The 23,417-nt window shown below is 60.9% G+C and carries 20 protein-coding genes; 15 read left to right on the top strand and 5 right to left on the bottom strand.

The features are described from left to right. Positions 1-107: 107 nt before the first annotated feature. The 5 genes from AC2CHD_RS00880 to AC2CHD_RS00860 all read left to right on the top strand — a co-directional run bounded on the left by AC2CHD_RS00880 (position 108) and on the right by AC2CHD_RS00860 (position 6,448). A complete protein-coding gene (locus AC2CHD_RS00880; RefSeq protein WP_484552257.1) occupies positions 108-1,391 on the top strand; it encodes an acetylornithine deacetylase/succinyl-diaminopimelate desuccinylase family protein in 1,284 nt (427 codons plus the stop codon). Positions 1,392-1,472: 81 nt separating this feature from the next. After that, positions 1,473-2,954: an ABC transporter substrate-binding protein gene (locus AC2CHD_RS00875; protein ID WP_484552256.1), complete on the top strand. Its 1,482-nt coding sequence runs from the start codon at positions 1,473-1,475 to the stop codon at positions 2,952-2,954. 46 nt (positions 2,955-3,000) lie between these two features. Then, positions 3,001-3,948 carry an ABC transporter permease gene (locus AC2CHD_RS00870; protein ID WP_484552255.1) on the top strand — a complete coding sequence of 316 codons (948 nt, stop codon included), beginning with the start codon at positions 3,001-3,003 and terminating at the stop codon, positions 3,946-3,948. After that, a complete protein-coding gene (locus tag AC2CHD_RS00865) occupies positions 3,945-4,817 on the top strand; it encodes an ABC transporter permease (RefSeq protein ID WP_484552254.1) in 873 nt (290 codons plus the stop codon). The genes AC2CHD_RS00870 and AC2CHD_RS00865 overlap by 4 nt, the downstream gene beginning before the upstream one ends. Further along, on the top strand, positions 4,814-6,448 hold the full coding sequence (locus AC2CHD_RS00860; RefSeq protein WP_484552253.1) for an ABC transporter ATP-binding protein: 1,635 nt from the start codon (positions 4,814-4,816) through the stop codon (positions 6,446-6,448). The genes AC2CHD_RS00865 and AC2CHD_RS00860 overlap by 4 nt, the downstream gene beginning before the upstream one ends. 29 nt (positions 6,449-6,477) lie before the next feature. On the opposite strand, the gene AC2CHD_RS00855 is transcribed toward AC2CHD_RS00860, so the two are convergent. Further along, a complete protein-coding gene (locus AC2CHD_RS00855) occupies positions 6,478-6,894 on the bottom strand; it encodes a TerB family tellurite resistance protein (RefSeq protein ID WP_484552252.1) in 417 nt (138 codons plus the stop codon). Between the two features lie 265 nt (positions 6,895-7,159). Here AC2CHD_RS00855 and AC2CHD_RS00850 point away from each other — a divergent pair, with 265 nt between their 5' ends. The 4 genes from AC2CHD_RS00850 to AC2CHD_RS00835 all read left to right on the top strand — a co-directional run bounded on the left by AC2CHD_RS00850 (position 7,160) and on the right by AC2CHD_RS00835 (position 9,570). Further along, entirely contained in the window at positions 7,160-7,945 is a 786-nt protein-coding gene (locus AC2CHD_RS00850) for a TSUP family transporter (protein WP_484552251.1), read from the top strand. A gap of 50 nt (positions 7,946-7,995) precedes the next feature. After that, positions 7,996-8,166, top strand: coding sequence for a hypothetical protein (locus AC2CHD_RS00845; protein ID WP_484552250.1), 171 nt, complete (start codon positions 7,996-7,998; stop codon positions 8,164-8,166). Positions 8,167-8,206: 40 nt separating this feature from the next. Continuing rightward, the gene (locus AC2CHD_RS00840) at positions 8,207-9,058 is read left to right on the top strand and encodes a helix-turn-helix domain-containing protein (RefSeq protein ID WP_484552249.1); all 852 of its coding nucleotides are present in this window, start codon (positions 8,207-8,209) and stop codon (positions 9,056-9,058) included. Between the two features lie 77 nt (positions 9,059-9,135). Beyond that, the gene (locus tag AC2CHD_RS00835) at positions 9,136-9,570 is read left to right on the top strand and encodes a VOC family protein (RefSeq protein WP_484553178.1); all 435 of its coding nucleotides are present in this window, start codon (positions 9,136-9,138) and stop codon (positions 9,568-9,570) included. Position 9,571: 1 nt separating this feature from the next. Here the strand turns inward: AC2CHD_RS00835 and AC2CHD_RS00830 are convergent, their stop codons facing one another. Further along, a complete protein-coding gene (locus tag AC2CHD_RS00830; RefSeq protein ID WP_484553177.1) occupies positions 9,572-11,041 on the bottom strand; it encodes a cobyric acid synthase in 1,470 nt (489 codons plus the stop codon). Positions 11,042-11,166: 125 nt separating this feature from the next. Between AC2CHD_RS00830 and AC2CHD_RS00825 the strand changes: the two genes are divergently transcribed. Then, a complete protein-coding gene (locus AC2CHD_RS00825; protein ID WP_229447048.1) occupies positions 11,167-12,336 on the top strand; it encodes an isobutyryl-CoA dehydrogenase in 1,170 nt (389 codons plus the stop codon). Positions 12,337-12,378: 42 nt separating this feature from the next. Next, positions 12,379-13,263, top strand: coding sequence for a 3-hydroxyisobutyrate dehydrogenase (gene mmsB, locus AC2CHD_RS00820; RefSeq protein ID WP_484552248.1), 885 nt, complete (start codon positions 12,379-12,381; stop codon positions 13,261-13,263). A 238-nt stretch (positions 13,264-13,501) separates the two neighbouring features. Here the strand turns inward: mmsB and AC2CHD_RS00815 are convergent, their stop codons facing one another. Beyond that, complete coding sequence (locus tag AC2CHD_RS00815; RefSeq protein ID WP_484552247.1) at positions 13,502-14,881, bottom strand: aspartate aminotransferase family protein; 1,380 nt, start codon at positions 14,879-14,881, stop codon at positions 13,502-13,504. Positions 14,882-15,229: 348 nt separating this feature from the next. Here AC2CHD_RS00815 and AC2CHD_RS00810 point away from each other — a divergent pair, with 348 nt between their 5' ends. Together AC2CHD_RS00810 and AC2CHD_RS00805 are read left to right on the top strand one after the other, a co-directional pair. After that, positions 15,230-16,798, top strand: a complete 1,569-nt coding sequence (locus AC2CHD_RS00810) for a trimethylamine methyltransferase family protein (protein WP_484552246.1) — start codon at positions 15,230-15,232, stop codon at positions 16,796-16,798. A 59-nt stretch (positions 16,799-16,857) separates the two neighbouring features. Then, on the top strand, positions 16,858-19,422 hold the full coding sequence (locus tag AC2CHD_RS00805; RefSeq protein WP_484552245.1) for a GcvT family protein: 2,565 nt from the start codon (positions 16,858-16,860) through the stop codon (positions 19,420-19,422). On the opposite strand, the gene AC2CHD_RS00800 is transcribed toward AC2CHD_RS00805, so the two are convergent. Then, on the bottom strand, positions 19,419-20,126 hold the full coding sequence (locus tag AC2CHD_RS00800) for a phosphate/phosphite/phosphonate ABC transporter substrate-binding protein (protein ID WP_484552244.1): 708 nt from the start codon (positions 20,124-20,126) through the stop codon (positions 19,419-19,421). The genes AC2CHD_RS00805 and AC2CHD_RS00800 overlap by 4 nt on opposite strands. A gap of 39 nt (positions 20,127-20,165) precedes the next feature. Then, positions 20,166-21,179, bottom strand: a complete 1,014-nt coding sequence (locus AC2CHD_RS00795) for a fatty acid desaturase (protein ID WP_484552243.1) — start codon at positions 21,177-21,179, stop codon at positions 20,166-20,168. Between the two features lie 195 nt (positions 21,180-21,374). On the opposite strand from AC2CHD_RS00795, the gene AC2CHD_RS00790 reads away from it, so the two are divergent. Together AC2CHD_RS00790 and bmt are read left to right on the top strand one after the other, a co-directional pair. Further along, complete coding sequence (locus AC2CHD_RS00790) at positions 21,375-22,214, top strand: helix-turn-helix domain-containing protein (protein ID WP_484552242.1); 840 nt, start codon at positions 21,375-21,377, stop codon at positions 22,212-22,214. A 79-nt stretch (positions 22,215-22,293) separates the two neighbouring features. Then, positions 22,294-23,322 carry a betaine--homocysteine S-methyltransferase gene (gene bmt, locus AC2CHD_RS00785; RefSeq protein WP_484552241.1) on the top strand — a complete coding sequence of 343 codons (1,029 nt, stop codon included), beginning with the start codon at positions 22,294-22,296 and terminating at the stop codon, positions 23,320-23,322. The last annotated feature ends 95 nt before the right edge of the window (positions 23,323-23,417 follow it).

Genomic DNA, 23,417 nt, shown 5'->3' with positions numbered 1-23,417 from the left:
TCCTTGGTAAATAGAACTATACAGCTAATGGTTGGACAAGTTCTGCCTCTTCACAATTGCGTGCGCGCGATCTTGCCAATCGGGTTTTAGATCGCTCTATTGCCCTCATGAACGAACAGCTTGCCTTGGCGGTGCGGCGCCGGACGGACGACCTCGTCGCACTCACTTCCGATCTGATCCGATTTCCCACGGTGAACCCGCCGGGCGACGCCTATACGCCCTGCTGCGAATACATCGCGCGCCGACTGAAGGCGAAAGGGTTTGCAACCCAGTTCGTCCGCGGGACGGGCGCACCGGGCGATTCCGACCGTTACCCCCGCACCAATGTCATCGCCCGCCGCGAAGGCCGCAGCCCCGGCGCCACGGTTCATTTCAACTCCCATATCGACGTGGTGGAAGCCGGTGAAGGCTGGTCAGTCGACCCCTATGCTGCCGTCGTCAAGGACGGCAAGGTTTTCGGGCGTGGCGCCTGCGACATGAAGGGAGGTCTCGCCGCCTCCATCATCGCGGCCGAAGCGTTTCTGGAGGTCTATCCGGATTTTCCCGGCGCCATCGAGATCTCCGGCACGGCGGATGAGGAATCGGGCGGCTTTGGCGGGGTCGCCTATCTGGCGCGGGAGGGTTTCTTCTCGAAGCCGCGTGTGGATCACGTCATCATACCCGAGCCACTCAACAAGGACCGCATCTGCCTTGGCCATCGCGGCGTGTGGTGGGCGGAGATCGAAACGCGCGGCGCCATCGCCCATGGTGCGATGCCGTTCCTCGGCGATTCGGCCATCCGCCATATGGGCGCTTTGCTCCACGCCTTCGAGGAGGAGCTTTTTCCGGCACTCGACGCCAAGGAAACCCGCATGCCGGTCGTGCCCGAAGGCGCGCGCCGCTCCACCATGAACATCAACTCGGTGCATGGCGGCCAGACGGAGGATTTCTTCCCCGGACTGCCGTCGCCCAATGTGGCCGATTCCTGCCGGCTGGTGATCGACCGCCGCTTCCTGATCGAGGAAGACATTGCGCAGGTGAAGGGCGAAGTGGTTTCCATCCTCGAACGCCTGAAGCGCGAGCGTCCGAAATTCGACTATTCCATGCGCGACCTGATGGAAGTGCTGCCGCTGATGACCGAGGAGGACGCGCCCGTGCCGAGCGCCATCGCCGCCGGCATCCGTGAGGTTTTCGGCAAGGAGCCGGAATATGTCATTTCGCCCGGAACCTATGACCAGAAGCATATTTCGCGCATCGGGCACCTGCACGACTGCGTCGCCTACGGCCCCGGCATTCTCGACCTCGCCCACCAGCCCGATGAATGGGTCGGGATCGAGGATATGGTGCAGTCGGCCACCGTCATGGCCATGAGCCTCGACGTTCTGTTGCGCGGTGTCGCTCCACCACGTTAAACCTCGTTCCAATGCGTGATTTACAGCCGCGCTGAATCACGCTTCAATCCTGAAAAATCACACGGCCTGCGGGAGAGAGACATGAAGACGATCAAGTCCGTTATCGGCGGCGCAACCCTGTTATTGATGGCAGGCTCCGCCGCGCTCGCTGCGCGCACCGATCTCGTCGTCGGCGTTGTTCTGGAGCCGCCACATCTCGATCCAACCGCCAGCGCTGCCGCGGCGATAGACGAGATCCTCTACGCCAATCTCTTTCAGGGCCTGACCCGCATCGGCCGCAATGGCGAGGTGCTGCCCTCCCTTGCTGAAAGCTGGGAAGTCTCCGACGACGGCAAGATCTACACCTTCAAGCTGCGCTCCGGCGTTACCTTCCACGACGGCACCACATTTGATGCCGAGGACGTCAAGTTCACGCTGGATCGGGCTCGCGCCGAAGATTCGACCAATGCGCAGAAGCAGCTTTTCGCGGCCATAGATACGGTCGAGGTGATCGATCCCGAAACGGTCAAGATTACGCTGTCTTCCCCGCAAGGCGCCTTTCTCTACAATCTTGGCTGGGGCGATGCGGTCATCGTTGCGCCGGAATCGGCTGAGACCAACAAGGAAAAACCCATCGGCACTGGCCCCTTCAAGTTCGAGAAATGGGCAAAGGGGTCTTCCATCTCGCTGGTGAAAAACGCCGATTACTGGGGCGAGCCCGTTGCGCTTGAGAAGGCCGAGTTCCGTGTGGTGCCCGATGCGGCAGCCGCAATTCCAGCCCTCTTATCGGGCGATGTGCAGGCCTTCCCGCAGATGCCCGTAGGCGACGCGCTCAGCCAGATCGAGAGCGATCCGCGCTTCGTGGTCGCCATCGGTGCTACGGAGGGCGAAACGATCCTCTCCACCAACAATGGCAAGGAACCGTTCAATAACATCAAGGTGCGTCAGGCCATTGCCCATGCGCTGAACCGCGAGGAAATCATCGCCGGCAACGGTACCGGTTATGGTACGCCCATCGGCTCTCACTTCTCGCCCGCCAACGAGGCCTATGTGGATCTGACGGGGACCTATCCCTACGATCCCGCAAAAGCGAAGGCGCTGCTCGCCGAAGCCGGTTACCCGGATGGTTTCAAGGCCACGCTCAAGCTCCCGCCGCCGGCCTATGCGCGCGATGGCGGGCAGGTCGTTGCCTCGCAGCTGCGCCAGGTCGGCATTGAACTCGAGATCATCCCCGTCGAATGGGCCCAGTGGCTGGAGCAGGTCTTCAAGAACAAGGATTACGACCTCACCATCGTCTCCCACACGGAGCCGAACGATATCAACATCTACGCGCGCGACGATTATTACTTCAACTACAAGAATCCCGCCTTCAAGGAAGTCATGAACGCGCTTGAGGCGACCGCCGACCCGAAAAAGCGCATCGAGCTCTACCAGACGGCCCAGAAGATCATCGCCGAGGATGCGGTCAACGGTTTCATGTTCCAGCTTCCCAAGATCGGCGTATGGGATGCGAAGCTGAAAGGCATGTGGGAAAACTCACCCATTCAGGCCAATGACCTGACAGAGGTGAAATGGTCTGATTAATGGCTGAACGGACCTCTCACCCGAAAGGAGAGGTCCGGATCTGACCATGCTCGCCTATCTTGCAAAACGCATCGCCATTGGCCTCGTCACGCTCATCGTAGCGTCTGCCGTGGTGTTTCTGGTTTTGGAAATCGTCCCGGGCGACCCCGCCCTGTTGATGCTCGGGATGAATGCGGAACCCGAGGCGCTGGCTGCCCTGCGTGAGGATATGGGGCTCAATCAGCCGGTGGTCCTGCGCTATTTCGGCTGGGTGGCGGGCATGGCGTTCGGCGATTTCGGCAATTCCTACACCTATTCCACACCCGTGCTCGAACTGATCGGTGAGCGCGTGATGGTCTCGCTGCCGCTCGCGCTCATCTCGCTGTTCCTGTCCACGGCGATCGCCCTGCCCGTCGGGATTTTCGCCGCCTCAAGGCGCGGAAAGCCTGCCGACACGATCAGCATGGGCGCGGCCCAGATCGGTGTCGCCATCCCCAATTTCTGGTTCGCGCTCATCCTGATCTATCTTTTCGCCGTATGGCTTCGCCTCGTGCCTGCCGGTGGGTTTCCCGGTTGGGACGCCGGGTTGTGGGCCGGTTTCAAGGCCCTTTTCCTCCCGGCCATCGCGCTCGCCCTGCCGCAGGCGGCCATCCTTGCCCGCGTCACCCGTTCCGCCATGCTTGAAGTGCTCGGCGAAGACTATATCCGTACCGCCCGCGCCAAGGGCATGCCGCGCCGCATTGTCCTGTGGCATCACGCGCTGCGCAATGCGCTCATCCCGGTTCTCACCATTCTCGGCCTGCAATTCGCCTTCCTGCTTGCCGGCACTATCATCATCGAAAATGTGTTCTATCTGCCCGGGCTCGGACGCCTCGTTTTCCAGGCCATCACCCAGCGCGATCTCATCGTGGTCGAGGGTGTGGTGATGCTGCTCGTCGCCACGGTCATCGCCGTCAACATTCTGGTCGACATCGGCTACGCCATCGTCGATCCGCGCCTGAGGACACGAAGATGACCCTGGAAACGCCTTCGCCGGAAGCCCCGCCAGAGCGTCATTTCCTGCAAATGGCATTCGCCAACCGTTCCTTCGTGATCGGTCTTGTCATTACCGCCATTATCGCCGCCATGGCGCTCCTTTCCTTCGTGTGGACACCCTACGATATCACCCATCTCGTCGTGGCCGACCGCATGAAGGGCCTGTCGATTGCCCATCCGCTCGGCACCGATCATCTTGGCCGCGACATTCTTTCCATGATCATGATCGGCGCGCGCAATTCCATTGCCGTTGCCATTGTCGCCGTCGGCATCGGCATGGGGATCGGCGTTCCGCTCGGCACATGGGCGGCGGCACGCGGCGGCCTGGTCGACGAAATCCTCATGCGTTTCAACGATCTCGTTTTCGCCTTCCCCGCCCTACTCTCCGCTATCATGATCACCGCCATTTTCGGTCCCGGCGCAATCAACGCCATCATCGCCATCGGCATATTCAACGTGCCGGTCTTCGCCCGCGTGGCGCGCGCCGGCGCCCTGTCCATCTGGCCGCGCGAATTCATCCTCGCTGCCCGCGCCGCCGGCAAGAGCAAGACGCTCATCACCATCGAGCATATTCTGCCCAACATCGTGGCGCTGCTTCTGGTGCAGGGCACGATCCAGTTTGCGCTCGGCATTCTGGCCGAAGCCGGCCTCTCCTATCTGGGCCTGGGCGCGCAGCCGCCCATGCCCTCCTGGGGTCGCATGCTCTTCGAGGCGCAGACACGCATGATGATCGCCCCGCATCTTGCCATCTTCCCAGGTCTTGCCATCGTCATCACCGTCCTCGGTCTCAACCTTCTGGGCGATGGTCTGCGCGACCTTCTCGACCCCCGGCTGAGGCGCGAGCGATGAGCCTTCTCGAAATCGAAAATCTGTCGCTCTCCATCGCCGGCTATCCGGTTTTGAAGGACATCGATCTTCAGATTGCTCCCGGCGAGGTGCTGGGCGTCGTGGGCGAATCGGGTTCAGGAAAATCCATGACCGCCCTTGCCGTCATGCAGCTTCTCCCTGAGCTTGCACGCGCGAAAGGGCGTGTCACCTTCGACGGGATCGACATTCTCTCTGCACCCGAAGAGGCCATGTGCCGGTTGCGCGGCGACGATCTCGGCATGGTCTTTCAGGAGCCCATGACCGCGCTCAACCCGGTCAAGACCATCGGCGAACAGGTGGCCGAAGGCATTCGCTGGCACACAGGCGCCAACCGACCCGACGCCGAAGCGCGCGCCCGTGCCATTCTCGACCGTGTCGGCCTGCCCGAGGCCCAATTTCCGCTCACACGCTTTCCACACGAACTCTCCGGCGGCCAGCGTCAGCGCGTCGTCATCGCGATTGCCTGCGCGTTGAAGCCCAAGCTCCTGATCGCCGACGAACCCACCACCGCGCTCGATGTGGTGCTTCAGGCACAGATCCTCGACCTCCTGCGCGATCTGGTGGAAGAAAACCGCATGGGCCTCATGCTCATCTCGCACGATCTTGCCGTCGTCGCCGGCATGGCCGACCGCGTCACCGTGATGCGCCATGGCGCTGTCATGGAAAGCGGCCCGACGGCCAGGGTTTTAAGCGAGCAGCAACACCCTTATACGCGCCAGCTCGCCGAAGCCTCCACCCATGTCCCGGCCCGTGCACGTCCTCCCAAAGAAGGCAAAGATCAAGAGCAAACGCCCCTCCTCAGCGTTTCCAGCGTCACACGCGATTATCCCGGCCGCCGCAAGGGGCTTTTCCAGAAATCCGAACCCTTCCGCGCCGTGGACAATGTGAGTTTCTCTCTCATGCCCGGCCATGCTGTGGCGCTGGTCGGGCGCTCAGGATGCGGGAAATCCACACTGGCGCGTATGATCCTGGCGCTCGATACGCCGACATCAGGCGAAATCCGGCTCGATGGCGAGGCACTCGCAGGCAAGAGCGAGCATGAGCTGCGCCACGCCCGCCGCAAGATGCAGGTGGTGTTTCAGGATCCCTATGGTTCGTTCAACCCGCGCCATCGGGTGGAGCGGCTGGTGGCCGAGCCCCTGCATCTGCTTGATCGGAAACCCTCGGCCAACGAGCGCCGCGAACGCGTGGCCGAAGCGCTTCGCTCCGTCGGGCTGAAGCCCGACGACATGCACAAATACCCGCACGAGTTTTCCGGCGGTCAGCGCCAGCGCATTTCCATTGCCCGCGCCATCATCACCGGGCCCAGGCTGATCGTGGCAGACGAGCCCGTCTCCGCGCTCGACGTCTCGATCCGTGCACAGGTTCTGGACCTCTTCGCCGATCTGAACCAGCGCCTCGATCTCACCTATCTCTTTATCACCCATGATCTCACGGTTGCCCGTGCCATCACCGATGAAGTCATGGTCATGCATGAAGGAAAAATCGTGGAAAGCGGGCCCACAGCTGTTGTGTTGCAACATCCGAAATCAGAGGCCGCACGTGCGCTGGTGGCCGCCGCGCCGGATCTGGAACAGGCTGTGGCTGACCGGCTTCAGAAGATGGAAACTTAAAAGCGCCCGAACTGCAAGACGGCCTCAACTCACCCGGAGAGATGAGCAACGTCCTCGGCACCAAGTGCCAACACATCGCAAACACGCGTCGTAAGCCGCTCGGCCCGGCAGCCGAGCTCAGCATCACCCATGGCCAGTTCAAATAAGGTTTCTGCGAGGATCAGGCGCCTTTCATGGCTCATCTGACGAAAATTCGCTCTGGCCTGCATGATGTCGACCTCCAACGCCAGATCTTCAAGCGCAGACATGATCTCCGCGACCTCATCATCGGAGAACTTCAAAACGCTGGCGGCGAAGCGGCGCAACACGACAGCCTCACGCGGACCTATTGCCTCATCGGTCAATGCCAAACGCAATAACAGGAGCACTTCAGCCGAAACGGCGTTCATCGCGGCTGTCATCGCGCGCCCCCTTGCAGGTGAAATGGCTTCTGGTGATGCGGGCATGGGTCGCCTCCCGCTCGCGGGCGCATGATCACGTCACCACAGCGCGTTCCTCCCACGCGATTGCGGGGGCGGCCTCCTAATTCTGCTGAGACGAGAGCGCTCAATCTTGACCCCTTCCAGATTGCTTGACCGCACATTGCCGTCAACGTGGTTCCTTGTTCATTGCGCCACAGCGGAAAGCTTCCTGTACAATCCACAATTCACCTTGCGGTCTCCATCCCCTTGTGATGCAAGAAGCAATCTTCTCGCTGGCTACCTCCTGAATATGTTTGAAGCAAGTCTCGAAATTCTCCTGCTGCTGACACTGGCGGCTTTCTTTGCCGGCTTTATGGATGCGATTGCCGGCGGTGGTGGCCTGGTTACCATCCCTGCCTTGCTGCTCGCCGGTTTCCCGCCGGTGCTTGCGCTAGGAACCAACAAGCTGCAGGGAATGTTCGGCAGCGGGGCGGCGGTCTATGCCTATGCGAAAGCCGGTCACGTCCGCGTTTCAAGCCAGTTGTTTCCAGCGGCATTCTCTTTTCTTGCATCCATCGCAGGCGCGCTCGTGGCCACTGTCTTGCCGGCCGATCTTCTGCGCGGCATGTTGCCCTTCCTTCTCATAGCCGTTGCTCTCTATTTCGCTTTCAAACCGAATTTGAACGACATCGATCAGGCGCAACGCATCTCGCCGTTTCTCTTCGGTCTCACCATTGCTCCGCTCCTGGGTTTTTACGACGGCGCGTTCGGGCCGGGAACGGGGTCCTTCTTCATGCTCGCCTTTGTTGGCCTTGCCGGACAAGGCATGCTCAAGGCGACGGCACACACGAAGTTTCTCAACTTCGCATCCAATGTCGGGGGCTTTGCAGCGTTTGCCGCTGTCGGCGCCGTAGCCTGGAAGATCGGACTGATGATGGGGGTGGCGCAGATCGCAGGAGCGCGGATCGGAGCCGCTTTTGCAATGAAGAAAGGCGCTCGTATCATTAAGCCACTGCTTGTACTTGTGTGTGTCGGATTGGCGATCAGACTTCTGATGGACGGCAACAACCCGCTTTTGCGATATATTGGCCTATAAGTTGCGACGAGCTTTAACCTTCCCCTGCTGAAACCTGACTGGGGATACCCATGACACTCAACGCACCTTCAAAGCTCGTCTTTCTTCTCAGCCTCGTGATTGCCATCATTGCGCTTCTCGCGGCCCTGAATCTGCTTTCCTTCGTGCCGATCCCATCGTTCTGGATCATGAGCCTGGCTTTTATTCTTCTTGCTGGCGGCACGCTGCTGAAGGGCATCTGACCATCTTTCCAGATGCAGCGGGCAGCAGTATCGTGTTCGGATGTACGATGGTTCAGGACTCCCATGTCTGACGACGGCGGCAGGACTTCTCCCGCCGGACCCGGACAGTTTTTTCCTGCACCACCGTCGTCCGCAGCCCGCGTTTTCAGATGCAGTGCTCGGCCTCACAGGCTATGCCGAAATGAAGAAGGGACATTTTCGCCAGATCGAGGCCGCCTCTCTGGCTGTCCCCCTCATAATCAGCTTCTCATCCTCCTTCGTAATCGCGCTGGGCAGGATGCCGAAGCAGGATGAACGGTTCAGTTGCTTCACATCCGGTCTTTTTGCCGGACCGGCCGTCATCGAATCCCGCGGTGACAGCGCTTGCATTCAAGTCGACTTTACCCCAACCGGAGCATCCAGGTTTTTCGGCGTACCCATGCGCGAACTCGCCGTCCGTATGATCCCGTTGGACGAAATTCTCGGGCTGTCTGCCCACCGATTGCGCGACCGTCTGGAGGAGGAACCCGACTGGGATCGGCGCCTTGATCTCGTTGAAGCACTTGTCTATCGGCGCCTGCTTGAAAGACCCGCAGCCGACCGAAAGTCTTCGATGGCAGTTGCTCGTATCATGGCAGGCCATGGAACGGCGCCGATTTCAATGATCGCTGCTGAGCTTGATTGCAGCCGGAAGCATCTAAACGACGTGTTTCAACGAGAATTGGGCGTCGCTCCCAAAACCTATGCGCGCATGGTGCGCTTTCACCGCGTGCGCAGACTCGCAATTACAGGTGAGCGCTCATGGGCTGATATTGCATTGGAATGCGGGTTCTCCGATCAGGCCCATATGAGCCGCGACTTCTTGGCCTTTTCCGGCGAGACTCCATCCGGGTGGAAGCGCCGGACAGGCTGACCGGACGGTTACATTTCTTCAAGACGAAACTGCGAGCTGGTGCCAGGCTACTTCGTGCAAACAAACCGGAGAGCATGATGAACCAGTTCGTCTCACTTGAGCCGCCATGCATCTATCCAACTTTTCGCTACCGCGATGCGGTCTCAATGATTGATTGGCTCACGAGGGCGTTCGGCTTCCGTATTCATAGTCAGCACAAGCACGCAGACCGCATTGTCCATGCCGAACTGGCGCTCGGATCATCCATGATCATGGTGGGTGAAGCGGCCGACGACACTTACGGGGACCTTGTTGGAACCGCCGGTCAGGCGGGTGGAAAATCCACTTATGTAGCGGTGGACGATGCGGACATGGCGTTTGCGAGGGCAAAGGATGCCGGCGCGGTCATTCTTCAGCACATCCGTGACACGGATTATGGCAGCCGCGACTTCATCTGCGCCGATCCGGAGGGCAATGTCTGGTGTTTCGGCACCTATTGGCCCAAGGCGCACGAGAATCCGTCCGTGGAATAATTTAGCGCGCAGCTGCCAACAAGGCATCGCAATCGAGATGGTTTTCCAGTTTTCGCGCGATATCATCGAGAGCCGTTTCGACCTGCTCGCGATAATTCGTTCCGCCCGTCTCTATCCCGAATTCTCTGAGAAAGCGGGCCCGAAATGGATCGGAGCTGAACAGCCCATGGAGATAGGTTCCCAAAACCCGTCCATCCTTGCTCGTTGCACCTTCCGCCCTGTCGCCGATCAACGCGACCGGACGGCTGCAGTCCGTGCCAAACGTTTGGCCGATGTGAATTTCGTAACCGTTGATTGCCACCTGATATGCGTGTGAAATGGCATCGACCTCGCGCAGGGCCTTCTGTGGTTGCATGATCGTTTCCACATCAAGCAGCCCGAGCCCCTCGACACGGCCTGCCGCGCCTTCAAAGCCTTGCGGGTCCTCAACGCTTTGGCCCAGCATTTGATAACCGCCGCAAAGCCCAATGATATACCCGCCGCGTTGCCTGTGCGCTTTAATATCCTCGTCCCAGCCCTGCCTGCGCAGGAATGCGAGATCGCCAATCGTCGATTTTGACCCCGGCAGAACGATCAGCCCGGCATCCCGCGGCAATCGCTCACCCGGCGGCACAAACACCACTTCCACCTCCGGTTCCGCCGAGAGTGGATCGAGATCGTCGAAATTGGCGATGCGTGACAGCATGGGCACCGCAACCTTGAGCTTCGCCGGCAGCGGGCTCGAGCGCCGCGCCAGTGTGACGGAATCCTCCGGCGGAAGCCGATGTGCCTCTGCAAGCCACGGTACGACGCCGAAAGACGGCCAGCCGGTGAAGCGGTGAATGGCGGCGATCCCGTCATCAAACAGCGAGAGATCACCGCGAAACTTGTTCACGATATAGCCGACGATCATCCTCCGGTCCGCTTCCTCGAGGATCAGATGCGTGCCGGCCAGCGCCGCGATCACGCCGCCCCTGTCGATGTCGCCCACCAGAACCACCGGCACGTCGGCCTCTGTGGCAAAACCCATATTGGCAATATCGCGTGCACGCAGATTGATTTCGGCCGGCGATCCTGCTCCCTCGACGATCACCAGATCAGCATCCTGGCGCAGCCGTTTGAAGGAATCCATCACCGGCGCCATAAGCGCGCCCTTGCTGCGCTGATAATCGCGCGCCCGGGCCGAACCACGTGATTGCCCCTGCACCACGAGCTGCGCGCCCGTATCGCTCTCGGGCTTGATAAGAACCGGATTCATATCCACGGTGGGTGCCACACCGCAGGCCAGTGCCTGCAGCCATTGCGCGCGCCCGATTTCGCCCATTTCACTGGATCCTGGAATGGCTGCGATGGCCGCATTGTTCGACATGTTCTGCGGCTTGAACGGAAGAACGTTGAGGCCGCGCCGCTTGGCCATCCGGCAAAGCCCGGCCACCAGAACAGACTTGCCCACATCCGAACCCGTGCCCTGCAACATGATGGCGCGCGCCATGGTCACCCCGTCTTCTTCCTCACCGCGTTTGATGCACAGCGCCTGTGCCACACCTCGCATTGCGCGGTTCCCTCAATGCACTAAAGTGCTCGATCAGGGAAGGAATTCCATTTCGGGAGGACGTTATGGACGCCAGCGTTTCACAGGCTGCGGAGCAGTTCGAGCTCAACGCAGACCAGCGCGCCATCCAGGAAATGACCCAGAGCTTCGCCGCTGATCGTGTCGCACCCCATGCGCTCGACTGGGACCGTGAAAAGCATTTTCCCGCCGATGTGGTGCGCGAGACAGGGCCGCTGGGTTTCGGCGGCATCTATGTGCGTGACGATGTCGGTGGCTCAGCGCTCGGCCGGCTTGACGCGGTGCTGATTTTTGAAGCTCTTGCCGCGGCCTGTCCGGGCTTTTCCTCCTTTATCTCCATCCACAACATGGCCGGATGGATGATCGACACATTCGGCAACGAGGAACAGCGCCAGCGCTTCCTGCCAAAGCTGACCTCCATGGAATGGCTTGCCAGCTATTGCCTGACTGAACCCGGTTCCGGCTCCGATGCGGCGGCGCTCAAGACAAGAGCCGTCAAAGCGGGCGGCGACTACGTGCTGAACGGCACCAAGCAGTTCATTTCGGGTGCTGGCGAAAATGACATTTATGTCGCCATGGTGCGCACCGGCGAAGACGGTCCCAAGGGCGTGTCCACGGTCGTCGTCCCGAAAGATGCGCCCGGCCTTTCCTTTGGCCCGGCCGAGTTCAAGATGGGCTGGCACATGCAGCCGACCCGACAGGTGATCTTCGAGGATTGCAAGGTTCCTGCCGAAAACCTTCTGTCCAGTGAAGGCGCCGGCTTCAGCATTGCCATGGCCGGGCTTGACGGCGGACGTCTCAACATCGCCGCCTGCTCGCTGGGTGGCGCGCAATCCGCGCTCGACAAGGCCCTCGCCTACACGAACGAACGCCAGGCGTTCGGCCAGGCTATCAACCGGTTTCAGGCGCTCCAGTTCAAACTGGCCGACATGGAAACCCACCTGCAAGCCTCACGCATGATGCTCTACACCGCTGCCTCCAAGCTGGACGCCAAGGCTTCGGACGCCTCGAAATGGTCGGCCATGGCCAAGCGCTTCGTCACCGATACCTGCTTCGACATCGCCAATGACGCGCTGCAGCTTCATGGTGGTTACGGCTATCTGCATGAATACGGCATCGAAAAATTGGTGCGTGACCTGCGCGTTCACCAGATTCTCGAAGGCACGAACGAGATCATGCGCCTCATTATCGCACGGCATCTGGTCGGTCGGAGCTGATCCCGCCGCCGAAACCGCATCGCCACCCCCGGGAGGAAATTTATGGCAAGCATCGCATTCATCGGTCTCGGCAATATGGGCAACCCCATGGCCGCCAATCTCGTCAAGACGGGGCACACGGTGCTGGGTTTCGACCTCGTCACGGAAAACCTCGAGATCGCAGCAAAAAACGGTGTCACGGTCATGGCCAGTGCAGCCGCGGCAGTGAAGGATGCAGACGTCGTCATCACCATGCTGCCCGCCGGAAAGCACGTGCTGTCCGTTTATGCAGACATCGCTGCGAAGGTCCGCAAGGGTGCGCTCTTCATCGATTCCTCCACCATCGATGTGGACTCGGCCCGCAAGGCCCATGGCATTGCCTCCGAGCACGGGCTCCTTTCCATCGACGCTCCGGTCTCCGGCGGTGTGGGCGGAGCGGAAGCAGGCACCCTCACCTTCATGGCCGGCGGTTCGGCTGATGCCTTTGCCAAGGCGAGCCCGATTCTCGAACCGATGGCGGGTCGCGTCGTTCATTGCGGCGAAGGGGGTGCCGGTCAGGCCGCGAAAATCTGCAACAACATGATCCTCGGCATTTCGATGATTGCCGTCGGCGAAGCTTTCGTATTGGCCGAAAAGCTAGGTCTTTCCCATCAGGCGTTGTTTGACGTGGCCTCAACATCCTCGGGCCAGTGCTGGTCGCTGACAAGCTATTGCCCCGTGCCCGGTCCGGTGCCCGCATCCCCGGCAAACCGCGATTATAAGCCAGGTTTTGCGGCAGCCTTGATGCTCAAGGATCTGAAACTGGCGCAGGAGGCCGCCCAGAGCGCCGGCGCTGCCACACCGCTCGGCGCGGAGGCCACGCAGCTCTACACGCTCTTCAACGCCATGGGACACGACAGCACCGATTTTTCCGGCATCATCAATTTCCTGCGAGGCAAGCAAAGCTGAAAATATAGAACGCCGGCAAAAAAAAGTGATTTTATACTTCGCGCTAACTTCCCGGTAACCATGAGCAGCTAGAAATGACGTCGAGGCGGCTTTGAAGCCTCCCCGACGCCGGATCAGGTCTCGCGTACCGGTACGGGAACTCTTCGCAGTGTTGCGTATTGGCGAAGAGAAGTATTCGAGTGCTGTAAAACCGCGTCTCTTCCCGCCCGAAGACACGCGGTTTTTCTTTGCTGGATCGTCAACCCTTGCGAAGCTCGGTTTCGGCCTTGTCCAACGCCGCAGAAATACGCTCGCAGGCCATGTCGATGGTTTCGCGCGTCCAGATCAGCGGCGGTGACAGGATCATCGTGTCCCCCACGGCCCGCATCATCATGCCGCCGGCAATGGCGTGGTCGCGCACGCATGCAGCGGCCGCCCCTTCATCAGGGAAGCGTTTGCGGGCTTCCTTGTCCGACACGATTTCAATCGCTGCCATGAGCCCGAAGGAACGCACCTCGCCAACAATGCCATGCCCCCCGATGCGGGCCTGCAATGCCTCGGCCAGATAAGGGCCGGTGTCGTTGCGCACGCGCTCCACCAAGCCTTCCTGCTCGATGATTTCCAGATTCTTGAGCGCCACCGCGCAGGCCACAGGATGGCCCGAATAGGTGTAGCCATGGAAGAACTCGCCGCCTTTTCCGACCAGCGTTTCGGCAATGCGATCACCGACCAGGAGCGCTGACAACGGCTGATAGCCGGAAGTGAGCGCCTTGGCCGTCGTAATCGTGTCCGGCCTCAATCCCAGCCGATTGGCTGCAAACCACTCGCCTGTGCGGCCATAGCCGGTGATCACCTCGTCCAGCATCAGAAGCACATCGTATTTCTTGCAGATGCGGTCTATCTCCGGCCAATAGCTTTCCGGCGGAATCTTCACCCCACCTGCTCCCATCACCGGCTCACCGATGAAGGCTGCGACAGTCTCCGGTCCGGCCGCAAGAATTGCATCCTCAACTGCCCTGGCTGCGCGCAATCCGAAATCATGGTCGCTCTCGCCCGCTTCCCTCAGCTCAAACGCATAAGGCGGCATCACGTGGTCGATGTTCGGCACGGCGCCATAGAGCTGCCCGTGCATGGCGCCCATACCGCCAAGCGATGTCGCCGCAACGGTGGAGCCGTGATAAGCCCAGTTGCGCGAGATGATCCGGTTCTTTTCCGGCCGGCCCTCAAGCGCCCAATAATGCCGCACCAGCCGCAGCGCCGTGTCATTGGCTTCCGAGCCGGACGATCCGTAAAAGACCTGATTGATGTTCTCCGGCGCGATCTCCGCCAGCTTCTGCGAAAGCAGCACCGGTGAAGGCGTCGAGCAGCGAAAGAAGGAATTGTAATAGGGCAACTCCTTCATCTGTTCATAGGCCACTTCGGCCAGCTCGTTGCGCCCGTAGCCAATGTTCACGCACCACAGGCCGGCCATCCCGTCGAGGATTTCATTGCCCTCCGTGTCATAGACGAAGGGCCCGTCGGCACGGGTGATGATGCGTGAGCCGGAAGCCCGCAAATCCTTGTGGTCGGTGAATGGATGCAGATGGTGCGCAGCATCCATTGCCTGAAGCTGCTTCAGCGAAAAATTCCGATAGGTCATGAGTTTGGCCTCTTCTGCTTGAAATCTTCCGGCAATGCCGGAGCCGCGTTCAAACAGAAGCCGGGGGAGAATATCCGATGCGCGCGCAAAGCCGAAGCAACTCCGCGTGCCGTGTACGCGACGACGGCTTGGGCGCCGGCAAGATGCCGTGATCGTGGGTTGCGCGATGTTTCATGAAGCGACTCTAGCCGCACACGACTGCGCTGTTCAAGCAGGATTACCCCCGGCCACCCCGGCCGTTCAGCGGCGAATATGTCGCATCTCTGACGCTACAGGTCGCCAGCCCTGCCTTGTCCCGCCTCTCTTGGCTCCATCATCAAGAATACGCAGCAGTCACGAAGGATGCCCATGACGCAGGACCTCGCAACCGCTGATCCCGGCCCGGCCCGCTCGAGGCGCGGCGGGCGCGCCGCCAAGCGCGCCAGCACGTCACATTTCGAACAGCCTCCCTTCCGACGCCTCGTCAATCCCTTCGAGCCAACGCGCATCGTTTCCGAAGATCAACTTGAAGCGATACATTTGGCCTCATTGCGGGTGTTGAGCGAAATCGGCGTCGAGGTGCTTCATGATGAAGCGCGCGCAATTATGAAAGCCCATGGCGCCGATGTGCGCGCCGATACCCAGCGCGTTCATTTCGATCCCGCGCTGATCCTCGACTACATCGCTCATTGCCCATCCGAATTCGAGGTTCACGCACGCAACCCGGCGCACAATCTGCGTATGGGCGGTAACAGCCTCATTCTCGCGCAGATGGCATCGGCACCCAATTGCTCCGATCTCGACCGCGGCCGCAGACCGGGCAATCAGGAGGATTTCCGGAACTTCATCAAACTCTCGCAGATGCACAACATCATCCAGTGTCAGGGTGGCTATCCGGTCGAGCCCATCGACATCCACCCCTCTATCCGTCATCTGGAATGCCTGCGCGACATCGCCACCCTCACCGACAAGGCGTTCCACATCTATTCGCTTGGACGTGAACGCAACCTCGACGGTTTGGAGATTGCCCGGATCGTTCGTGGTGTCAGCCCCGAGCAATTTGCCAACGAGGTTTCCTGCTTCACCATCATCAACACCAATTCGCCACTCAGGCTCGACATACCGATGATGGAAGGCATCATCCAGATGAGCCGCCACGGTCAGGCCGTTATCATCACACCTTTCACGCTGGCCGGCGCGATGGCCCCGGTCACCATCGCCGGTGCCGTGGTCGAGCAGAATGCCGAGGCTCTTGCCGCAATTGCCTTTTCCCAGATGGTTCGCAAAGGGGCACCCGTCGGCTATGGTGGTTTTACCTCAAATGTCGATATGCGCTCCGGCGCGCCTGCCTTCGGCACGCCTGAATACATGAAAGCCCAGTTGCTCGGCGGGCAACTCGCAAGGCGCTATGGCATCCCCTATCGCAGCTCCAATGTCTGCGCCGCCAACACGGTCGATGCGCAGGCCGCCTACGAAAGCACTTTTTCGCTCTGGGGCGTCATTCAGGGCGGCGCGAACATGGTCAAACATGCCGCCGGCTGGCTCGAAGGCGGGCTGTGCTGTTCCTACGAAAAGATGATGCTCGACATCGATCTTCTGCAGATGGTGGCCGAGCTTCTACAGCCGCTTGATCTTTCCGAAGATGCACTCGGTGTCGATGCCATCCGCGAGGTCGGGCCCGGTGGACATTTCTTCGGCTCCCCGCACACACAGGCCCGTTACAAGACCGCCTTCTATTCCCCGATCATTTCCGACTGGCGCAACTACGAGACCTGGGCTCAGGCCGGCTCTCCCACTGCCATCGATCATGCCAATCGCCTGTGGAAGGAGCGGCTTGCCATGTACGAACCACCCCCAATGGATGACGCCATTCGCGACGAACTGAACGAATTCGTCGAGCGCCGTATCCGCGAGGGCGGCGCACCCACGGATTTCTAGAGCGATTCCAGGAAAAGCGGGAATGCTCTGGTTTCGATTCCAGAAACAGGTACAAGCCTATGAAATCGCATGCAAAAGCAGTCGTGATCGGTGGTGGCGTGGTCGGATGTTCGGTGCTCTACCACCTCGCCCGCGCGGGCTGGCGCGACATCATGCTGATCGAACGATCCGAGCTCACCTCCGGCTCTTCCTGGCATGCCGCCGGCGGTTTTCACACGCTCAATGGCGATCCCAATGTTGCGAAGCTCCAAGCCTATACGGTCCAGCTTTACCGGGAAATCGAAGAGCTGTCCGGCCAGTCCTGCGGTCTCCACCTCACGGGCGGCGTCATGCTGGCCGACAGCCCCGAGCGCATGGATTTTCTGCGCCTTGCCCACGCCAAGGGTCGGTATCTCGGCATGGAGACCGAGCTGATCACACCGTCGGAAGCCAAATCCATGTTCCCCCTCATGGATGAGCGCCATTTCGTTGGCGCCATGTGGGATCCGGTCGAGGGTCACCTCGACCCCTCCGGCACCACCCACGCCTATGCGAAAGCCGCGCGGAAACTCGGTGCCGAGATCGTGCTCAGAAACCGAGTCACGGAACTCTGGCAAACCTCTGATGGCACATGGAAAATCGCCACAGAGCAAGGCACGGTCGAAGCAGAGCACGTGGTCAATTGCGGCGGCCTTTGGGCGCGCGAGGTGGGCCGAATGGCGGGCCTCGAGCTGCCGCTTCTGGCCATGGAGCACATGTATCTTCTTACCGAACCCATGCCGGAAGTGGAGGCTTTCAACCGCGAAACGGGCCGCGAGATGATTGGCGTCATCGATTTCAAGGGCGAGATCTACACGCGCCAGGAGCGTAACGGCATTCTGCTTGGCACCTATGAGAAGGCGGCGAAGCCGTGGTCGCCGCGCGAAACCCCGTGGGATTTCGGCCATGAGCTTCTGGAGCCGGACATCGACCGCATCGCACCTTCTCTTGAAGTGGGCTTCCGCCATTTTCCGGCGCTGGAGAACGCCGGCATCAAGCAGGTGATCAATGGCCCCTTCACTTTCGCGCCCGATGGCAACCCGCTTGTCGGCCCGGTTCAGGGTCTCACCAATTACTGGGTTGCCTGCGCCGTCATGGCCGGGTTCAGCCAGGGTGGAGGTGTCGGGCTTGCCCTTGCCAACTGGATGGTCGATGGCGACCCCGGCTTCGATGTCTGGGGCATGGATGTCGCCCGTTTCGGCGAATGGGCAAGCCTGCGCTACACAAATGCCAAGGTGCGGGAAAACTATTCCCGCCGCTTCTCCATCCGTTTCCCCAATGAAGAACTGCCGGCAGCCCGCCCGGCGCAGACAACGCCGCTCTACGACATCATGGTGCGCGACAACAATGCAGTCATGGGCGATTCCTGGGGTCTGGAAACACCCCTCTGGTTTGCCCCGCAAGGCACCAAGCCGAAGGATGTGGTCTCCTTCCACCGCTCGAATGATTTTGCGCCTGTGGGCAATGAGGTGCGCGCCGTTCGCGAGCGCGTGGGCATCACCGAGATCGCCAATTTTGCAAAGTATGAGATTTCCGGCACTGGTGCGCGGGCCTATCTCGACCATTTGATGACCAACCACCTGCCAAAGCCCGGCCGCATCGTCCTCTCTCCCATGCTCAACGAGTTCGGCAAGCTTATCGGCGACTTCACCATCGCCAATCGTGGTCCAAAAGACGGCGCCGACCGCTTCATGGTCTGGGGCTCGTCCGCCGCGCAAATCTACCACATGCGCTGGTTCGAAAAGCACCTGCCGCGCGACGAAACGGTGCATCTCCACCGCTTCGATCAGACCCTTGTCGGCCTGTCGCTCGCCGGCCCCAAATCCCGCGCCGTTCTCGAAAAACTGGTCGACATCGATATTTCCAAAGATGCCTTTCGCTTCATGGACTTCCGCGAAATCGCCGTCGCCGGCGCGCCCTGCCTGGTCAACCGCCTCACCTATACGGGCGATCTCGGCTATGAAATCTGGATGCCGCCGGCCTACCAGCGCCTCGTTTATACGGCGCTGAAGGAGGCGGGCGCCGAATTCGGCATTGTCGATTTCGGCATGCGCGCCCTGCTCTCCATGCGGCTTGAGAAGAATTTCCCGACCTGGTTTCGTGAGTTGCGCCCGATCTACGGCCCTTTCGAAGGCGCCATGGAGCGTTTCGTCAAAATGGACAAGGGAGATTTCATTGGGCGCGAGGCCGCCATGCGGGAGAAGCAGGAGGGGCCGCGGCTGCGCCGCGTCTCCTTCATCGTCGAGGCTGAAGACGCCGATGTGATGGGCGACGAGCCCATCTGGGCAAAGGTCGGCGATCAGGATTTCGGCACCGTCGAGCCACCCCATGGCTATGGTGCGCCCCGCTTCGATGAAACCGGCATGGAGATCTCCAAGCCCGGCAGCAGCATGGTCGATGGCGCGTGGCGCGTTGTCGGCTGGGTGACCTCCGGCGGATACGCCCACTCGGTCGACAAATCCATGGCGCAGGGCTATGTGCCCGCAGCTCTTTCCGACGACGAGACCACCGGTCTCTTCGAGATCGAGATCCTGGGCCGCCGCTGTCCCGCACGCATCAATGTCACGCCGCCCTTCGATCCCGAAGGCGAACGCATGCGCAGCTAGGCAAGAAGCACTGACCGCAGCGACGCAAGTGTTTTCGCGTCCGTTTCAAGGCTCGTGACATAGGGAAGCCCCAGCCGCCGCGCCGTCCACCCGGCGATACGCAGCCCATCTAAACCAGGCACGAAACGCTGCGCCAGTGCCCAACTTCGGCAATCCACGGCGCACACATCCGCGCGCCCGTCCCGCACGGCCTCCAGCGAAGCGCGGTGCCCCCCGGTCTCTCGCTTTTCCGAAAACATTTCAATCGTTTCTCCCGCCTCTCTCAGATCCTGAATCAAGGCGAGAAAGCCCGAGCGCGAGAGCGTTTCATTATAGGCAAGGCGCATTCCCCGCATCCCATCAAGCGGCAGGAGCGCCCCTCCATCCCCGGGCGCAGCTACATCACGGCCAGCCATGCCCTTGCGCATCACGATGACGCTTGAATAATGCGGGCCCGCCCCACCCTCATAGGCTGAATAGTCCGGCTGCCCGACCACACGCACATGCCGGGCCAGTCCCGCCTCCATCGGTCCCCAGCATGTCTGGGCGAGAAGCAGACGCGGGTTCCGCCACAGCGCCTGCAATTCGTCGCCACGCGAAAGCGCCTCGGGCGCGTTGACACCACGCCCGCGCAGCGCATCGCGCAGCCGGCGCCATTGCGCATCGGTCTCATCCCGGCACTCCAGCCAGTCATACATTGGAAGGGCTGCAATCCAGTCACTCATGCGCTCTTATCCGATACGGAGCGCGCCAGACGCAAGCGCTCACTCCTTCACCGGCCTTGCCGGCACGGGCACGGTCCCCTGCCCGCCAACCCTGCGCCCATGCGCCCGCGGGCGAAAGCCGCGCGCAGCCTCAGGCATGCGCCGCAAGACAGGATGCGGCACCGGCTCCTTGGCCCGAAAGGCAAAGTCCTTCAGAAGCGCCCAGTAACTGGAATAGCTGTAGCCGCCATTCATGGCGAGCCATTCCCCCCGCCTTTCCCGGTAAAGCGCGGGAAGCCGATACCATGGCACACGCGGCATCTTGTGATGAACGAGATGCAGATTGTTGTTCAGGAAAAGCAGCGACAGCGGCGAGCGCTCCACGATGATGGTGCGCCCGTCCGGCCGTTCCGACCACTGATGCTCGGCAAAGGTACGCACGGAAATCAGCGATTGTCCAAGCCAGGCCGGCACCAGACCATAAAGCCACAGCGCCATGTCGAACCCATAGCCGATGACAGGCAGAACAATGATAAGCCCCGCCCCGTGCAGCAGCCAGGCTTTGCGCACACCGGGCGCATTCTCTCCGATCAGCCTCCATTCCGAAACCAGAAAGCCCGCATTCATGATCACCGGCCCAAGCACGAACCGGCCCAGCATGGTGTTGTTGATTGTCAGGAGGCGCTGCACCCAGACGGGCATCTCCTCATATTGCCAGAGCGCCCTGTAATGGCTCTCCGGATCCTCGAAAGGATCGGTCAGCCGTTCATCCGCGTGATGGCGCAGATGCAGCGCCTTGAACCGGCGGTAAGGATAGACAAGGCCGATGGGCAGGAACACCAGCGCTTCATTGATGACCGCCGAGCGTGTCGGATGCCCGTGCAGGCATTCATGCATGAGCGAACTCTGCAGCGCGATCGTCAATGTGAGGAGGACGAGCGCTGCGAGCGGCCAGTGAGGCCAGAGCACGAGACCCGCAATCGCCCAGGCTCCGTAGCAGGCGAAAATCAGGGCGAGCGTTGGCCATTCCACCGCCGCAGAGCGTGTGCCCCGGCGTCTGGTCGTTTTATGCATCGGTTTTCCGGTTCTGCGCCACACCCCAAGCCCGTCGGGCCGCCACGGCAGCGCGTCATTTATCCTGACAATAGTGTGTCAGGAGCACCGATTACACGCAATGCGAGAAAGCGCACAATCCGTTGACATTGCACACTTATCGTCGCATTTGTTTACTAAAGTCATCATTCGTTGAGAGGCGTTATGGAAAAGCTCATGATCGACAAGCGCGATCTCTCAGGCACCTTCCGTGATCGCCTGAAAATCCTGCTCCAGCGCTCCGGCCTCAACCAGTCGGCCTTCGCCGCAGCCGTTGGCATAGATCGCTCCGCTCTCTCTCAGCTGCTCTCCGGCGCGTCCACCCGCCTTCCGCGCGCCGAAACGCTCATCAATATCGCCGCAGAACACAAGGTGTCGCTCGACTGGCTGCTCGGGCTCAGCCAGGACGAGGGCATCACCGGCGACCTGCGCGAAAGCCTTGAGATCGCCGAGGCTCAGGGCGGGTTCGACGACACGATGCTTGCCAGATGGCATGCCGAGGCAGTCGGCACAAAAATCCGTTACGTGCCCTCGGGCATTCCCGATCTTCTGCGCACCGAGGCTGTCATCCACTATGAAGCCGAGGCCATGCCCCAGCGCCGCGACACGCAGATCAGCGAGGCCCGGTATCGTGTGGACTACAACCGCCGGCCCGAAACCGACATGGAGGTCTGCATGCCCCGGCAGACCCTGGAGCTTTTCGCCAAGGGCGAAGGTGTGTGGCGCACCCTGCCCGAACAGGTTCGGGCAGAACAGGTCATCCACATGGCGCGCCTGGTTGACGATCTCTACCCCACCTTTCGCCTTTTCCTGTTCGATGGCCGCCGCCGCTATTCCGCGCCCTACACGATCTTCGGCCCCTACCGCGCGGCCCTCTATATGGGCGGCATGTATCTGGTGATCAGCTCCACCGGCTCCCTCCAGCGCCTCACCCGGCATTTCGACGGGCTGATCCGCGACGCCGAGATCAACGCACATGAGGCAGCCGATTTCGTCAAAAGCCTTCGGCTTGGATGAGAAAGGCGGATTGACGGATATAAAGATTTCTTTATATCCTCACCCCACATCGAAGCCTCGCCAAATGGAAGGCGCACCCATGCAGACCCCGTCTCTCGCAAATCCCATCGATGCTCTGCTTGCAGAACGCGGCGTGCTCCTTGCCGATGGGGCAACCGGCACCAATCTCTTTGCCATGGGGCTCGAATCGGGCGAAGCGCCGGAACTCTGGAACGAGGATGCGCCCGAAAAGATCGAGGCCCTGCACCAGGGCTTTGTCGATGCCGGCGCCGACATCATCCTCACCAATTCCTTTGGCGGTACACGCCACCGGCTCAAGCTGCACAACGCACAGGACCGGGTCCACGAATTGAACCGCAAGGCGGCTGAAATTGCCTGCCGCATCGCCCAAAAGGCAGGACGTCGCGTCATCGTGGCGGGCTCCGTCGGCCCCACGGGCGAGCTTCTCGTGCCGCTCGGCGCGCTCACCTATGAGGAGGCGGTGGACGCCTTCGCCGAACAGATGGAAGGACTCAAGGCAGGCGGCGCGGAAGTGGCATGGATCGAAACCATGTCCGCGCCCGACGAGATCCGCGCGGCAGCCGAGGCGGCGATCCGGGTTGGCCTTCCCTACACCTATACCGGTTCCTTCGACACGGCCGGCCGCACCATGATGGGCCTTGCACCAAAAGACATTCACACCGTTGTCGACGACCTGCCCCAGGCACCTCTCGCCGTCGGTGCCAATTGCGGCGTCGGCGCGCCCGACATCCTGGCCTCTTTGCTGGACATGACAGAAGCGCGACCGGATGCCACGGTGGTCGTCAAGGGCAATTGCGGCATTCCGGAGTTTCGCGGCACCGAGGTCCACTATTCCGGAACGCCGGAACTCATGGCCGAATATGTGCGGCTTGCCGTCGATGGCGGCGCGAAGATCATTGGCGGCTGCTGCGGCACCTCCTTCGAACATCTGGCGGCGATGCGTGCTGCGCTGGACCGTCACAAGGAGCCCGGCAACCGTCCGGGCATCGAAGAGATCGTGGCGCGCGTCGGCCCCTTGCGCAACAAGGCTGCATCCGAAAGCGGCGCAACGACCGGAGCGCGCAGGTCCCGCCGCGGGCGCAATTAACGGCGACTGGACCAAACGAAACCAGCTTGCCTGTCTGGCTGGCAACGTTAAAAGCAATTCTTCGCCGAAGGCATCCTCCTTCCGCGCATGATTCC

Source organism: Nitratireductor sp. ATLC21, assembly GCF_057196525.1.
Note: the sequence above shows the minus strand (reverse complement) of the source record. Positions and strands in the feature narration are given on the sequence as shown.